Annotated in this window: 15 protein-coding genes and 1 pseudogene; 5 read left to right on the plus strand and 11 right to left on the minus strand. The window is 65.0% G+C overall.

Annotated features, from left to right (window positions below; all coding sequences use genetic code 11):
* Positions 1 to 96: 96 nt before the first annotated feature.
* The 3 genes and pseudogenes from IC614_RS12410 to IC614_RS08850 all read right to left on the minus strand — a co-directional run.
* Positions 97 to 291, minus strand: a pseudogene (locus IC614_RS12410) (DUF559 domain-containing protein); the annotation flags it as partial.
* Between the two features lie 138 nt (positions 292 to 429).
* Positions 430 to 885, minus strand: coding sequence for a transcription antitermination factor NusB (gene nusB / locus IC614_RS08845; protein ID WP_200970971.1), 456 nt, complete (start codon positions 883 to 885; stop codon positions 430 to 432).
* Between the two features lie 148 nt (positions 886 to 1,033).
* Positions 1,034 to 1,972 (minus strand): alpha/beta fold hydrolase, encoded by a 939-nt coding sequence (locus IC614_RS08850; RefSeq protein WP_226372615.1) that lies wholly within the window; start codon positions 1,970 to 1,972, stop codon positions 1,034 to 1,036.
* Here IC614_RS08850 and IC614_RS08855 point away from each other — a divergent pair, their 5' ends adjacent.
* Positions 1,973 to 2,947 (plus strand): M48 family metallopeptidase, encoded by a 975-nt coding sequence (locus tag IC614_RS08855; RefSeq protein WP_200970972.1) that lies wholly within the window; start codon positions 1,973 to 1,975, stop codon positions 2,945 to 2,947.
* Between the two features lie 57 nt (positions 2,948 to 3,004).
* Here IC614_RS08855 and IC614_RS08860 read toward each other — a convergent pair whose 3' ends face one another.
* Both IC614_RS08860 and IC614_RS08865 read right to left on the minus strand, forming a co-directional pair.
* Positions 3,005 to 3,904 carry a pirin family protein gene (locus IC614_RS08860; protein WP_200970973.1) on the minus strand — a complete coding sequence of 300 codons (900 nt, stop codon included), beginning with the start codon at positions 3,902 to 3,904 and terminating at the stop codon, positions 3,005 to 3,007.
* A 137-nt stretch (positions 3,905 to 4,041) separates the two neighbouring features.
* A complete protein-coding gene (locus tag IC614_RS08865) occupies positions 4,042 to 4,326 on the minus strand; it encodes a BolA family protein (RefSeq protein ID WP_200970974.1) in 285 nt (94 codons plus the stop codon).
* An 85-nt stretch (positions 4,327 to 4,411) separates the two neighbouring features.
* On the opposite strand from IC614_RS08865, the gene IC614_RS08870 reads away from it, so the two are divergent.
* Positions 4,412 to 4,957: a J domain-containing protein gene (locus IC614_RS08870; protein WP_200973172.1), complete on the plus strand. Its 546-nt coding sequence runs from the start codon at positions 4,412 to 4,414 to the stop codon at positions 4,955 to 4,957.
* Positions 4,958 to 5,085: 128 nt separating this feature from the next.
* Here the strand turns inward: IC614_RS08870 and IC614_RS08875 are convergent, their stop codons facing one another.
* Genes IC614_RS08875 through IC614_RS08895 form a run of 5 tightly spaced genes read right to left on the minus strand, consistent with a single transcriptional unit; the run spans position 5,086 to position 7,880 of the window.
* The gene (locus tag IC614_RS08875; RefSeq protein ID WP_200970975.1) at positions 5,086 to 5,550 is read right to left on the minus strand and encodes an SRPBCC family protein; all 465 of its coding nucleotides are present in this window, start codon (positions 5,548 to 5,550) and stop codon (positions 5,086 to 5,088) included.
* Between the two features lie 16 nt (positions 5,551 to 5,566).
* On the minus strand, positions 5,567 to 6,226 hold the full coding sequence (locus IC614_RS08880) for a glutathione S-transferase family protein (RefSeq protein WP_200970976.1): 660 nt from the start codon (positions 6,224 to 6,226) through the stop codon (positions 5,567 to 5,569).
* Complete coding sequence (locus tag IC614_RS08885) at positions 6,216 to 6,695, minus strand: VOC family protein (protein ID WP_200970977.1); 480 nt, start codon at positions 6,693 to 6,695, stop codon at positions 6,216 to 6,218. Before IC614_RS08885 ends, IC614_RS08880 begins: the two co-directional genes overlap by 11 nt.
* Positions 6,692 to 7,426, minus strand: coding sequence for a DUF1428 domain-containing protein (locus tag IC614_RS12475; protein WP_200970978.1), 735 nt, complete (start codon positions 7,424 to 7,426; stop codon positions 6,692 to 6,694). The genes IC614_RS08885 and IC614_RS12475 overlap by 4 nt, the downstream gene beginning before the upstream one ends.
* A 25-nt stretch (positions 7,427 to 7,451) precedes the next feature.
* Positions 7,452 to 7,880: a VOC family protein gene (locus IC614_RS08895; protein ID WP_200970979.1), complete on the minus strand. Its 429-nt coding sequence runs from the start codon at positions 7,878 to 7,880 to the stop codon at positions 7,452 to 7,454.
* Positions 7,881 to 7,947: 67 nt separating this feature from the next.
* Between IC614_RS08895 and IC614_RS08900 the strand changes: the two genes are divergently transcribed.
* The 3 genes from IC614_RS08900 to cobT all read left to right on the plus strand — a co-directional run bounded on the left by IC614_RS08900 (position 7,948) and on the right by cobT (position 11,608).
* Positions 7,948 to 8,634 (plus strand): winged helix-turn-helix transcriptional regulator, encoded by a 687-nt coding sequence (locus IC614_RS08900; protein ID WP_200970980.1) that lies wholly within the window; start codon positions 7,948 to 7,950, stop codon positions 8,632 to 8,634.
* A gap of 63 nt (positions 8,635 to 8,697) precedes the next feature.
* Positions 8,698 to 9,705, plus strand: coding sequence for a cobaltochelatase subunit CobS (gene cobS, locus IC614_RS08905; RefSeq protein WP_200970981.1), 1,008 nt, complete (start codon positions 8,698 to 8,700; stop codon positions 9,703 to 9,705).
* Positions 9,706 to 9,775: 70 nt separating this feature from the next.
* The gene (cobT, locus tag IC614_RS08910; RefSeq protein ID WP_200970982.1) at positions 9,776 to 11,608 is read left to right on the plus strand and encodes a cobaltochelatase subunit CobT; all 1,833 of its coding nucleotides are present in this window, start codon (positions 9,776 to 9,778) and stop codon (positions 11,606 to 11,608) included.
* Between the two features lie 218 nt (positions 11,609 to 11,826).
* Here cobT and IC614_RS08915 read toward each other — a convergent pair whose 3' ends face one another.
* Positions 11,827 to 12,204 carry a glycine zipper 2TM domain-containing protein gene (locus IC614_RS08915; RefSeq protein ID WP_200970983.1) on the minus strand — a complete coding sequence of 126 codons (378 nt, stop codon included), beginning with the start codon at positions 12,202 to 12,204 and terminating at the stop codon, positions 11,827 to 11,829.
* Positions 12,205 to 12,313: the final 109 nt, after the last annotated feature.

Genomic DNA, 12,313 nt, shown 5'->3' on the forward strand with positions numbered 1-12,313 from the left:
TGATGGGGGAGGGTTGGGTGGGGGTGATGCCGGACGTAGAGCTAAGAAGATAGCTTCAGCAACACCTTCATGGTTCTCAAGAACGTCATTGTTCCAAAAGCGAAGTATACGATAACCTTCGGCCTCGATCATTTTGCTTCGGTTCGCATCCGCTTGTTCCGAATGCTGCCCTCCGTCGACTTCAACAACAATCTTGGCGCGATGACTCGCGAAATCGGCGATATAATGCCGGATCGGCACTTGGCGTCGGAACCGCTGCTCCGGGAAATCCTCCCGCAACAACTTCCACATCGTCTTTTCGGCTTCCGTAGGATTACCGCGCAATTCCCGTGCGCGCTTCGTCGATCCTGATGGCGGGTGGCTTTTCACGATGGCACCCTACGCCAACCATCACCCCCACCCAACCCTCCCCCGTCGAGGGGGAGGGCTTTAGCCACGCACGTCCTTCGCGATGGCGTCCAGCAATCCGTTCACGAAGGCGGCTTCCTTCTTGTCGTAAAAGGCGTGGGCCACGTCGACATATTCGGAAATGACGCTGCCGGTCGGCACGTCGATGCGGGCGGCGAGCTCATAGGCGCCGGCGCGGAGGATCTGGCGCATCGGCTTGTCGAGGCGGGAGAGGCTCCAGCCTTCGGCGAGCCTCTTCTCGATCATCCCGTCCAGCTCCGCGCGGCGCGCGTCGACGCCGCTCACCACATCGTCGAAGAAATCGACTTCCGCATCGGCATATTCGACCTCCTCGATCGTCGCGCCGAGGCGGTGATGGTGGAATTCGTGGAGCAAAGTGCGCAGCGGCGTCTTCTCCATCTCCTGCTGATAGAGCGCCTGCACGGCGGCGAGCCGGGCGGCGGAGCGGGATTTCGAACGGGCGGGAGTCGCGGACATGAGGCGCGGCATAGCGGCACGCCGCGAAAAGCACCACACCCCTCCCGCTAGCGCCACTCCCCACTTTCTGTCGTCATTCCGGCGGAAGCCGGAATCTCATGGGAGAAGGGTGCCATCTCGTCCCGAAATCCCGTCCGCCAGGAAGGCGTCAGGTGGAGAGGAAATCGCGAATCGCCCCCGTCACCGCGTCCGGCTTTTCCCAGGGGACGAAATGGCCCGCATCCTCCACCCGCACCAACGCCAGATCATCGACCAGCGCATCAAGCCCCTCCAGCTGCACCGGCAGCAGCGCCTTGTCCTTCATGCCCCAGACGACCAGCACCGGCATCTTGAGCTTCGGAAAAGGCGCGTGCGTCCAGAGCGGCTTCATCGCCCGCCTGCCGGTCTTGGGCACCTTGATGTTCGACGCGCGATACCAGTTGAGCATGGCGGTGAGCGCCCCCTCCCGCCCCCAGTCGCGGAGATAGGCCTGCTTTTCCTCCTCGGGAATGCGCGCAAGGTCGACATGCGCGCCGAAACTCTTCTCGAAGAAGCGCTCCAATCCCATCGCCCTCACCCCCGTCTCCATCAGCGGATTGCGGAAGGCGCGGATATATTGGGACGCGGCGCGCTGCTCCGGATCGTCGATCAGGCTCTTCTGGAAAATGAGCGGATGCGGCGCATTAACGATGACCAGCCGCACGACCCGGTCCGGATGGCGCAGCGCCGCGAGCCACGACGCCGCGCCGCCCCAATCGTGGCCCACCAGGGTGAAGCGCCCGATCCCAAGCTGGTCGGCAAGCGCGATCAAGTCTTCGATGATCCTGTCGGTCTTGTAAGCCTTCACCGCGCCCGGCTTGTCCGACGCTCCAAAACCGCGCTGATCCGGCGCGACGCAGAAGTGATCGCGCGACAAGTCCGCGACCTGATGCCGCCAAGTGCGGTGCGATTCGGGAAAGCCGTGGAGGAAGAGGATCGGATCGGCCTCGCGCGGCCCAGCCATCCGCACCGCGAGCATGACGCCCGTCGACAGCGCGATCCGTTCCAGCCCCTCGTTCATCGCCGGTTCTCCCTCGCCTTGGCATCCGGCCTCGTCTAGCGTTCGCATATGCCCAAGCTCCTGTCCTTCCTTGCCCTTCTGGCGCTCGCCGCTCCCCTTCGCGCAGAAGAACCCGGCGCGCCCTTGCGCGCGCTACAAGCCCTGGACCAGCGCGTCGCCACCATCGGCCATCGCATCGCGCTCGCCAACCGGGAAATCTGCCCCAAGGTCGAGCCGGTGCCGGGCTTCTCGATCCACGCCCTCGACCAATATGACCCCAAGGCGCGCAAGATCGTCGCCGCGACCTTCGGCTTCACCGACACGCCCGTCGTTCTTCTCGTCGCCCCCGGCTCCGCCGCCGAGCGTGCGGGCCTCAAGGTCGGCGACCGGATCGCCGCGATGGCCGGTCAGACGCTCGCCGCGGCGCCTTCGAAGAAGAGAAGCTATGCGCGGATCAAGGCCTTCGAGGAACGGCTGGAAAGCCTCCTCGCCCAAGGCCCGGTGGACCTCATTATCGCCGGCGACGGACAAGCCCGCACGATCACGCTCCAGCCCGAAACCGGCTGCGCGTCGCGCGTGCAGCTCATCCCCGCCCGCCGCCTTAACGCCTCGGCTGACGGCACCTATGCGCAGCTCACCACCGGCATCGTCGCCTTTGCCAAGAATGACGACGAGCTCGCCCTCATTGTCGCGCATGAAATGGCCCACAACATCCTGGGCCACCGCGCCCGGCTGGACGCGCAGAACGTCTCGCGAGGCCTCCTGAAGACCTTCGACGGCAGCGCGGGCAAGATCAAGGTGACGGAGAAGGAAGCCGATTATCTCGCCCTCTATCTGATGGCGCGAGCGGGCTTCGACATCGGCGCGGCGCCCGGCTTCTGGGACCGTTACGGCCGCGCGATGGGCCCAGGCTTCCTGTCCGACGGCACCCATCCGGGCCGGGGCGCGCGCATGGAAGCGGCGAAGCGCGCCATCGCGGAAATTCAGGCCAAGCAGGCGGCGGGGCAGCCGCTGGTTCCGGAGCTGCCGGTTACCGCCTCTTAGTGCTCCGGCGAAGGCCGGAGCCCAGCCTCTGGATACCGGCTTTCGCCGGGATACAAGCTAGGGATAGCTGACCGTCTTCGGCACTTCGGGAAGCGGGATGCGGTCCACATTGTCCCCCGGCACGACCGGAAAGCGCTCCGCCTTCCACTCCTCCCGCGCATGGCGGATGCGGTCGCGGCTGGAAGAGACGAAATTCCACCACACATGGCGTGGCCCGTCCATCGTCGCGCCGCCGCACAGCATGACGTGGCCGCCGCGTTCCGAGCGCAAGGTCGCGCGCGTTCCGGGGCGCAGGACGTAGAGCGTCCCCGGATCGAGCTGCAGTCCGTCGAGGCTGGCATCCCCTTCCGCGACATAGAGCGCACGCTCCTCGGCGGACGGATCGACCGGAATGCTTCCGCCCGCGGAAAGGGCGATGTCGGCGTAGATGGTTTCGCTGTGGCAGGTGACCGGCGAGGCGCAGCCCCAAAGCGTCCCCATCACGATCCGGGCGCGGGCACCGCTTCCTTCCGCGACCGGCAGGGCGTCCTTGCTGACATGCTCGAAGGCCGGGTCCATTTCTTCCTTGGCCTGCGGCAAAGCGAGCCAGGTCTGGATGCCGGACAGTTCCGGCCCGCCCGGACGCATGCTGGCCGGCGAGCGTTCCGAATGGACGATGCCTTTTCCCGCCGTCATCAGATTGACCGCGCCCGGCTCGATGGTCCGGAAAGTGCCCAGCGAATCCCGGTGATCGATGGCGCCCGCGAACAGATAGGTGACGGTCGCGAGGTTGATGTGCGGGTGGGGCCTGACATCGATCCCCTCGCCCGGCGGCAGGTGCGCCGGTCCCATCTGGTCGAAAAAGATGAACGGCCCCACCATCGTCCGCTCCTTGTGCGGCAAGGTGCGATGCACCTTGAACCCGCCGAGATCGTGGGTGGTGGGCAGCAAGGTCTGGAGAATGAGGTCGTCGGTCATATGCGGCTCCGGGCTGTGAGGCACTTTTACCGGTTACCCCTCCAGTCGTCACCCTGGACTTGATCCAGGGTCTATGAACACGGCTTTATCCGGAGAAGTTCGTGTTCATGGAGCCGGATCAAGTCCGGCATGACCGGCTACTCCCCCGGCGCCTTGGCCCTGATTGCGAGGGCATGGACGCGTTCCTTCAGCAATTCGGCCAGCGCCTCGTTGACCAGCCGCTGCCGCTGCACGCGGCTCAACCCCTGGAACCGCGCCGACACCATTTCCACCGTGAAATGGCTTTCGCCGCGCGGATCGTGGCCGGCATGGCCGCGGTGCATCTCGCTGTCGTCGCGGACGACGAGGTGCGACGGATCGAGGCTTTCGGTCAGCCGCTTCGTGATTTCGGCGGCGACGGGGCCGGTGCAAGGTTCGGACATAATCCCCATATAGGCCGTTTGCTTGGTGAAAGGCAGCAGGGTTTTGAGCGAGACGGAACGAAAGCGGGCACGGTTCCACGGACGGATGGACAATCGCGGCCAGCCCTGCTCCGCCCCCGGCTGCGCTGAGCCCGGCGAATTCCGCGCGCCTGCGGATCGCCGCGCCAGTTTCGACGGGCCGGGCGACTGGCGCTGGCTCTGCCTCGACCACGTCCGCGCCTTCAACAGCGGCTATAATTATTTCGAAGGCATGAGCCCGGAGGAGATCGAAGCGGCGCAAACGCCCTATGGCGGCTGGGACCGGGAAACCCGCGCCTTCGCAACCGCGGGCACCACGCCCCCGCCCAAATGGGCCGACTTCTCCGATCCATTGGACGCCATCGGCGCCCGCTTCAAGCGCCGCGCGCATGAGCGGAAAGACGGCAAGGAGCTGAGTGAGAAGGACCGCAAGTCCCTTCGCATCCTCGGCCTCGACGTCGACGCCGACCGCAAGGCGCTCCGCCAGCGCTACACCGCGCTCGTCCACAAATTCCATCCCGACAGGAATGGCGGCGACCGCAGCCACGAACGCGCGCTGCAGGCGGTGATCGAAGCCTATCAGCAGCTAAAAGGTCGTCCCGCGTTCGCTTAAGCCCTCTCATCCCTCTCGAGCCCTCCCCCTCGATGGGGGAGGGTTGGGTGGGGGTGATCTACGACGTAGAGCGCGTTCCTTCCGAAAACATCACCCCTCCCCAGCCCCTCCCCATCGAGGGGAGGGGTTTAGCGCGCCATCTCCTCCGCGATCTCGGCAAGCTGGCTGGCCACCTGCCCCCAACCCGCTTCGAAGCCCATCTCCCGATGCTTCTTCATCGCGTCCTCGGTCCAATGCCGCGCCGTCACCGTGTAACGCGTCTTGCCGTCCTCCGCGTCCTCGAATGTGCACACCCCAACCATGAACGGCCCCTGCGGCACCCAGCCTGCCTTGAAAGCATCGGTAAAGGCGATCCGTTCGTTCGGCGTCACTTCCAGGAACACGCCGTCCCCCTCCGACGTCTCGCCATTCGGGCCGGTCATCACGACGGCGGAGCGACCGCCGGCACGGAAATCCTGCTCGATCACTTTCGTCGTCCAAGGCTTCGGCGCGAACCATTCCGGCAGACGCTCTGTCCAGGCACGATAGACGATCTCGCGCGGCGCATCGATGATGCGAGTGATCGACAATTCGAATCCGTTCGTATCGGTCATCTTCGAAACCTCCTTCTTAATCCCGGTCCGGCGCGCCGGGCGGGAAGAGCGGGCGGTAGGGCCGCGCCTCGTCCACCGCGCGGGCGAAGGAGGGCCGCGCCAGCAGCCGGGCGCGATAGGCCTTGAGATTGGTCATGCCCGCCGGGATCGGATGCACCCAATCGGCGTAAAAGAGCGACGGCGCGGCGGCACAATCGGCGAGGGTGAAATCCTCTCCCGCCGCCCATGCCTGGCCATCCAGCCGCGCGTCGAGCCAGGCATAGCTCCGGTCGAGCAACGCCTTCGCCTCCGTCACGGTTCGCCTGTCCCGCTCCGCTTCCGCCCGCATGAAATCGGCGACGATCCGCTGCATCGGCGTCATCACATAATTGTCGAAGACGCGGTCCAGCATGCGAACCTCCAGCGCCGTCTCCCGGTCCTCCGGCACGAAGCGCACCGGACCCGGATAGCGCAGGTCGAGATATTCGACGATCACGCTCGCCTCGGCGACCATATGCCCATCGTCCGCCAGCACCGGAAACTTGCCGATCGGCCACAGCCCGGCAAAGCGGGCGCCATTCTCCGGCGTGTCGGGGCCCAACGCGCGATAGTCGAACGGCGTGCCGTTCTCGTACAGCGCGGTCAGGACTTTCTGGCAATAGGAGGAGAAAGGGTGGGCGAAGAGCTCAAGCGCCATCGGCCGCCGCCTCCAGCGTCGCGATGTCGAGCTTCTTCATGTCCATCATCGCCTTGAACGCCCGCTGCGCCCGCGCCGGATCGGGATCGGCGAGCAGCGCGTTCATCCGCTTCGGCACGATCTGCCAGGAAAAGCCGTATCTGTCCTTCACCCAGCCGCATTGCTCCGCTTCCGGCACGGCGGAGAGCGCCTCCCACAGCCGGTCGACCTCGGCCTGGTCGTCGCACATGATCTGGAAGGACACGGCCTCGTTGGGCGTGAAATAAGGCCCGCCGTTCAGCGCCGTATAGGATTGCCCGGCCAGCGTGAATTCGACGATCAGCACGTCGCCTTTCTTGCCGGACGGATAATCGTCCGGCGCGCGATTGACCGTGTCGATGCGGCTGTCGGGGAGCAGCGACACGTAGAAGTTCGCCGCTTCCTCGGCCTGTTTGTCGAACCACAGGCAGGGGATGATCTTGTCGCTCATGCCATCCCTCCCAGGCTGTCGACCAAAGTCGCAAAACCGCCATAGATCATGCGCTTGCCATCGAACGGCATCGGCTTGTCGCCAGGCTGCATGCGCGGATCCTCCATCACCTTCTTCCAGCCCGCGTCGCGCGTGTCCTTGTCCGGCCATTCGATCCAGGAATAAGCGATCGTCTCGCCGTCCCGCGCTTCGATGGCCTTCTTGTAGTCGGTGACCTTGCCGTCCATGACATCGTCGCCGAACGTCTCGACCACCCGGGTCGCGCCATATTCGGTGAACACCTGCGCGCCGACCTCCGCCAGGTCGCGATAGGCCTGCTCGTTCCCGGCCGGGATCGGCGCCACGAAGCCGTCCAGGTAGCGGCCCTTGCCCGCCTCGCCCTTGTCGAGGATGGGGGAAAAGCCCGACCAGATCATCCGCATCCCGTCGAAGGGCATGTCCTTGGCCATATCCTCCATGCGCGGATCGTCCATCATCCTCTTGTTGGCGGCACCGCGCACCTCTTTCGAAGGATATTCGATGAAGGAGAAGAGCACCGTCTCATCCGCCTTCGCCTGCACGGCGCGTTTGAAGTCGGTCTGCTTGCCGTCCGGGACATCGTCGCCCCAGCCTTCGTAAAGGCGGGTCGCGCCAAGATCCTTGAACATCGCCGTCGCACTCTCGGCATGCTTTCGGTATGCCTCCTTGTTCGCGCTGGGAACGGGGGTCACGAAACCTTCGATATAGCTCATCTCACCTCTCCTCGTTTCGTCCCGCTCAGGCCGCGGCGGGTTCCGCCATCGCCTTGGCCGCCGCTTCCATGTCCATATGCATCACTTCCCAGGTGTGGCCGTCCGGATCCTCGAACGCGCGCTCATACATGAAGCCATGATCGTTCGGATCGCGCGGCTGGCGTCCGCCGGACGCGAGGGCCGCCTCGGCGATCCGGTCCACGTCCGCGCGGCTGTCGGCGGAAATGCAGATCAGCACCGCGCTCGTTTCATGCGCGTCGGCGATCCGCTTCGACGTGAACTGGCGATATTTGTCGTGGGTGAGCAGCATAATGTGGATCGTGTCCGAAAAGACCATGCAGGACGCGGTGTCGTCCGAAAATTGCGGATTCTTCGTCGCGCCGATGGCTTCATAGAAAGCGGTGGATTTCTGCAGGTCCGTCACCGGCAGGTTCACGAAAATCATCTTGGCCATCGGATTTTGCTCCCTTTTCTCCGATTCGATGGTTGCACCCTAAGCATAGGAGTCATATATTGCAACTATGCAGTTAGAAAAGATAACTGAAGGCAAGTCTTCCCGCCGCCGCTACCACGATGCGTGCGGCGCCGCGCATGCGCTGGATATCGTGGGCGAGCGCTGGGCTCTCCTCGTTATGCGGGAGCTTATGTTCGGCCCGAAACGCTTCAGCGACATTCGGGCCAGCCTGCCCGGAATCAGCGCCAATGTGTTGACGCAGCGGCTGGAGGGGCTGGAGGGGCATGGCGTGCTGACCCGCAAGCGCCTGCCGCCGCCCGCTTCGGCCTGGGTCTATGAACTCACCCCTTGGGGCTATCAGTCCGAGCCGATCTTTCAGGTGCTCGGCCGCTGGGGCGCGTCCTCGCCGCTCCACGATCCGATCCTGCCCTTGAGCGCCGCCTCGATCCTTCTTTCCTTCCGCACGATGATCGATGCGCAGCGCGCCGGGGAATTCTCCGCCCGGATTGGCTTTACCCTCGGCAGCGAAGATTTCGTCGCGACCGTCGCGGACGGCGAAATCGCGGTCGTCCGGGAGGAAGCAAGGGATATCGGCGCGCATTTCATCGGGCGGGCCGAAGGGCTGGCCGCCGCCGCTTATGGCGGCGTTCCGCTCGACGCGCTGGAGCAGGATGGCGCGCTTCGCGTTGAAGGGGACAGAGCATTGGCCGCGCGCTTCCTCACCCTGTTCGTGCTTCCGGACAAAGCGGGCTGAAGGATTGCGGGATAAGGGCTGACGTTCTACCGAGCGGCGACACGCCCGAGGCAGGATTTTCTGATGACCGACATTCCCAACGTCAACCCAGACAGCCGCGCGACCACGGTGATGGACGCGCCCGACAAGATCGTGAAGGTGCGCGACCTGTTCGGCGTCGACAGCGACATGGAGGTTCCGGCTTTTTCCGAAGCCGACGAACGGGTGCCGGATATCGATCCCACCTATGTCTTCGATCCCGACACGACGCTCGCCATCGTCGCAGGGTTCGCCAAGAACCGCCGCGTCATGGTGCAGGGCTATCACGGCACCGGCAAGTCGAGCCATATCGAGCAGGTCGCCGCGCGTTTGAACTGGCCGCTCATCCGCATCAACCTCGACGCCCATATCAGCCGCATCGACCTCATCGGCCGCGACGCCATCGTGCTGAAGGACGGCCAGCAGGTGACGGAATTCAAGGAAGGCCTCCTCCCCTGGGCGCTGCAGACTCCGACCGCCCTCGTCTTCGACGAATATGATGCGGGTCGCCCGGACGTGATGTTCGTCATCCAGCGCGTGCTGGAAACGGAGGGGAAATTGACCCTCCTCGACCAGAATAAGGTGATCCGCCCCAACCCCTGGTTCCGCCTCTTCGCGACGACCAACACGATCGGTCTCGGCGACACGACCGGCCTCTATCACGGCACGCAGCAGATCAATCAGGGCCAGATGGACCGCTGGAACATCGTCGTGACCCTCAATTACCTCCCCGCCGCGACCGAGGCCCGCATCGTCCTCGCCAAATCGGGCGAATATGATCATGAAGGCGGCCGCCAGGAAGTCGAGCGCATGATCAAGGTCGCGGACCTCACCCGCCAGGGCTTCATCAATGGCGACATCTCGACCGTGATGAGTCCCCGCACCGTCATCAGCTGGGCGCAGAACAGCCTCCTCTTCGGCGACGTCGGCTTCGCCTTCCGCCTGTCCTTCCTGAACAAATGCGACGAGGCGGAGCGGCCCCTTGTCGCGGAATATTACCAACGCGTCTTCGGCAAGGATCTCCCCGAAAGCATCGTGGGACGCGCGGGATGAGGCCCTCCCTTCGCCCAATAGCCCTCCCCATCGAGGGGAGGGGCTTTGAGATCGAAGGGAAGGGCTAGCCATGCCCCCCGACAACCCCCTCGAAACCTTCCGCCAGGCGCTGGCCGGGGCTTCGCGCGCGCTGGCGCATGAGCCGGAACTGGAACTGAGCTTCACCGCCGAAGGCTCCGGCGCGTCCGGCAAGACGGTGCGTGTTCCCATTCCCAGCCGAACCCTTCCCGCCCGCGACGTCGCCGAAGCGCGCGGCTATGCCGACGCCGCCGCCCTGAAGCTCCGCCACCACGACGCCGCGCTCCACGCCAAGGGCGCCCCCGCCGACGACATCGCCCGCGCCGTGTTCGACGCCGCCGAGCAGGCCCGCGTCGAGGCTTTGGGCGCCCGCGCGATGGAAGGCGTGCGCGCCAATCTCGCCAGCGCGCTCGATCTCAAGGTCCGCACCGATCCCATCACGCGCGCTCGAAGTCGCGCCGAAGTGCCGCTTGCCACCGCTGTCCAGCTCATCGTCCGCGAACGCCTCACCGGCGACGCGCCGCCGCAAGCCGCGCGCGAAGGGCTGAAGCTCGTCTCCGGCTGGATCGAGGAGAAAGCGGGCGCCGACCTCGACGCGCTCGGCCTCGCCCTTGACGACCAGGCCGCCTTCGCTGGCCTCGCGACCAAGATGCTCCGCGACCTCGAGCTGATCGAGGCCGAACCCGAATCCGATCGCCCCGAGGAGCAAGGCGAGGAGGATGAGGAGGGCGACACTTCCGAAGGAGGCGAAAGCGAGGAGGAGGAAGAGGACGAATCCGGCGGCGGCGAGGGCCAGTCCGAGATACGCGGCGAACCGGAAAAGGGCGAGGAGGAGGAAAGCGAGACAGACTGGTCGCAGGAGGACATGTCGGACGCCGCCGAAGGCCTGGCCGAGGATGCGGAGGAGGGCATGATGCCCGTCCGTCCCAACCGTCCGCTATCCGACCTCACGCCCCAATTCGACTACCAAATCTATACCGACCGCTTCGACGAATTGGTCGAGGCGACCGAGCTTTGCGACGAGGAAGAGCTGACGCGCCTCCGCGCCTATCTCGACCAGCAGCTCGTCCATCTCCAGGGCGCGGTGACCAAGCTCGCCAACCGCCTCCAGCGCCGCCTGATGGCGCAGCAGGCCCGCTCCTGGGATTTCGATCAGGAAGAAGGGCTATTGGACGCCGCCCGCCTCGCCCGCGTCGTCATCAATCCGGCGCATAGCCTGTCCTACAAGATCGAGCGCGATACCGAGTTCAAGGACACGGTCGTGAGCCTGCTCATCGACAATTCGGGCTCCATGCGCGGCCGCCCCATCTCGATCGCCGCCATTTCCGCCGACATCCTCGCCCGCACGCTCGAGCGCTGCGGCGTGAAGGTGGAGATATTGGGCTTCACCACCCGCGCCTGGAAGGGCGGCCAGAGCCGCGAGAAATGGCTGTCCGAAGGCCGCCCGCCGCTCCCCGGCCGCCTCAACGACCTGCGCCACATCCTCTACAAGAAAGCCGACGAACCCTGGCGCCGCGCCCGCAAGAATCTCGGCCTGATGATGCGCGAGGGGCTATTGAAGGAAAACATTGACGGCGAGGCCCTGCTTTGGGCGCACAACCGCCTCCTCGCCCGCACGGAGGAACGCCGCATCCTGATGGTCATCTCAGACGGCGCGCCGGTCGACGATTCCACCCTGTCGGTGAACAGCGGCACCTATCTCGAGCGCCACCTGCGCCAGGTCATCGCCTGGATCGAAAACCGCTCGCCGGTCGAGCTCGCCGCCATCGGCATCGGCCACGACGTCACCCGCTATTACCAGCGCGCCGTCACCATCATGGACGCCGAACAATTGGGCGGCACGATGATCGAGCAACTCGCCAGCCTGTTCGACGCGCGCGCCTAACCGGCGTTCAAGCCTTAGGCGTCATTTCCCTCCGACCGTCATTCCAGCGAAAGCTGGAATCCATGAACACCGCTTTATCCGGAGAAGTCCGTGTTCCGGGATGCCGGATCAAGGCCGGCATGACGATTGATGATACCGCGAAGATACAAAAACAAATGGGGGCCGGAACCCTTGCAGGCTCCGGCCCCCTCCCTCGCTACGCGACTCGAGGGATACGCTTAGCAGCGGTTGCGGCTGCTATCCTTGTCGATGGCGCGTCCGGCGAGCGCGCCTGCGGCGCCGCCGATGATCGTGCCCACGGTGCGGTCGCCCCGCCCGGCGATCTCACGTCCAAGCAGGCCGCCCGCAATGGCGCCGACGATGGTGCCGGTCGTGCCTTCGTTCCGGCAACGGTCGCCATAATAGCGGCCTTGATAGGCGCGGTTGTCGTAACGGCCGTAACGGTCGCCCCGGCTGTAACGGCTGCCGTCGCGATAGGACTGGCTGTAATAGCCATTGTCGCTGTAACCGCGGCGGTGGCCCGCTTCGGCCGCCGTCGGAAGGGCGGTCAGCGCGGTGACGGCGGCGACAGCGCCAAGGGTGAACTTCTTGAACATGGTACGCACTCCTCACAAAAACGATACAGATACCGGATGTCCGGCATGTCCCCCTTCTGCGCTGATTCGCTTGAGCTTTGTCTGAATGCCGTCGACAGCTATGGTTAAT

Source organism: Sphingosinicella flava (assembly GCF_016025255.1).
GTDB classification, from domain to species: domain Bacteria; phylum Pseudomonadota; class Alphaproteobacteria; order Sphingomonadales; family Sphingomonadaceae; genus Allosphingosinicella; species Allosphingosinicella flava.

Coding starts and splice junctions, on each gene's coding strand:
- nusB (WP_200970971.1), bottom strand. CDS start 885: ATGTCCGCGACTCCCGCCCGTTCGAAATCCCGCTCCGCCGCCCGGCTC.
- IC614_RS08850 (WP_226372615.1), bottom strand. CDS start 1,972: ATGCGAACGCTAGACGAGGCCGGATGCCAAGGCGAGGGAGAACCGGCG.
- IC614_RS08855 (WP_200970972.1), top strand. CDS start 1,973: ATGCCCAAGCTCCTGTCCTTCCTTGCCCTTCTGGCGCTCGCCGCTCCC.
- IC614_RS08860 (WP_200970973.1), bottom strand. CDS start 3,904: ATGACCGACGACCTCATTCTCCAGACCTTGCTGCCCACCACCCACGAT.
- IC614_RS08865 (WP_200970974.1), bottom strand. CDS start 4,326: ATGTCCGAACCTTGCACCGGCCCCGTCGCCGCCGAAATCACGAAGCGG.
- IC614_RS08870 (WP_200973172.1), top strand. CDS start 4,412: ATGGACAATCGCGGCCAGCCCTGCTCCGCCCCCGGCTGCGCTGAGCCC.
- IC614_RS08875 (WP_200970975.1), bottom strand. CDS start 5,550: ATGACCGATACGAACGGATTCGAATTGTCGATCACTCGCATCATCGAT.
- IC614_RS08880 (WP_200970976.1), bottom strand. CDS start 6,226: ATGGCGCTTGAGCTCTTCGCCCACCCTTTCTCCTCCTATTGCCAGAAA.
- IC614_RS08885 (WP_200970977.1), bottom strand. CDS start 6,695: ATGAGCGACAAGATCATCCCCTGCCTGTGGTTCGACAAACAGGCCGAG.
- IC614_RS12475 (WP_200970978.1), bottom strand. CDS start 7,426: ATGAGCTATATCGAAGGTTTCGTGACCCCCGTTCCCAGCGCGAACAAG.
- IC614_RS08895 (WP_200970979.1), bottom strand. CDS start 7,880: ATGGCCAAGATGATTTTCGTGAACCTGCCGGTGACGGACCTGCAGAAA.
- IC614_RS08900 (WP_200970980.1), top strand. CDS start 7,948: ATGCAGTTAGAAAAGATAACTGAAGGCAAGTCTTCCCGCCGCCGCTAC.
- cobS (WP_200970981.1), top strand. CDS start 8,698: ATGACCGACATTCCCAACGTCAACCCAGACAGCCGCGCGACCACGGTG.
- cobT (WP_200970982.1), top strand. CDS start 9,776: ATGCCCCCCGACAACCCCCTCGAAACCTTCCGCCAGGCGCTGGCCGGG.
- IC614_RS08915 (WP_200970983.1), bottom strand. CDS start 12,204: ATGTTCAAGAAGTTCACCCTTGGCGCTGTCGCCGCCGTCACCGCGCTG.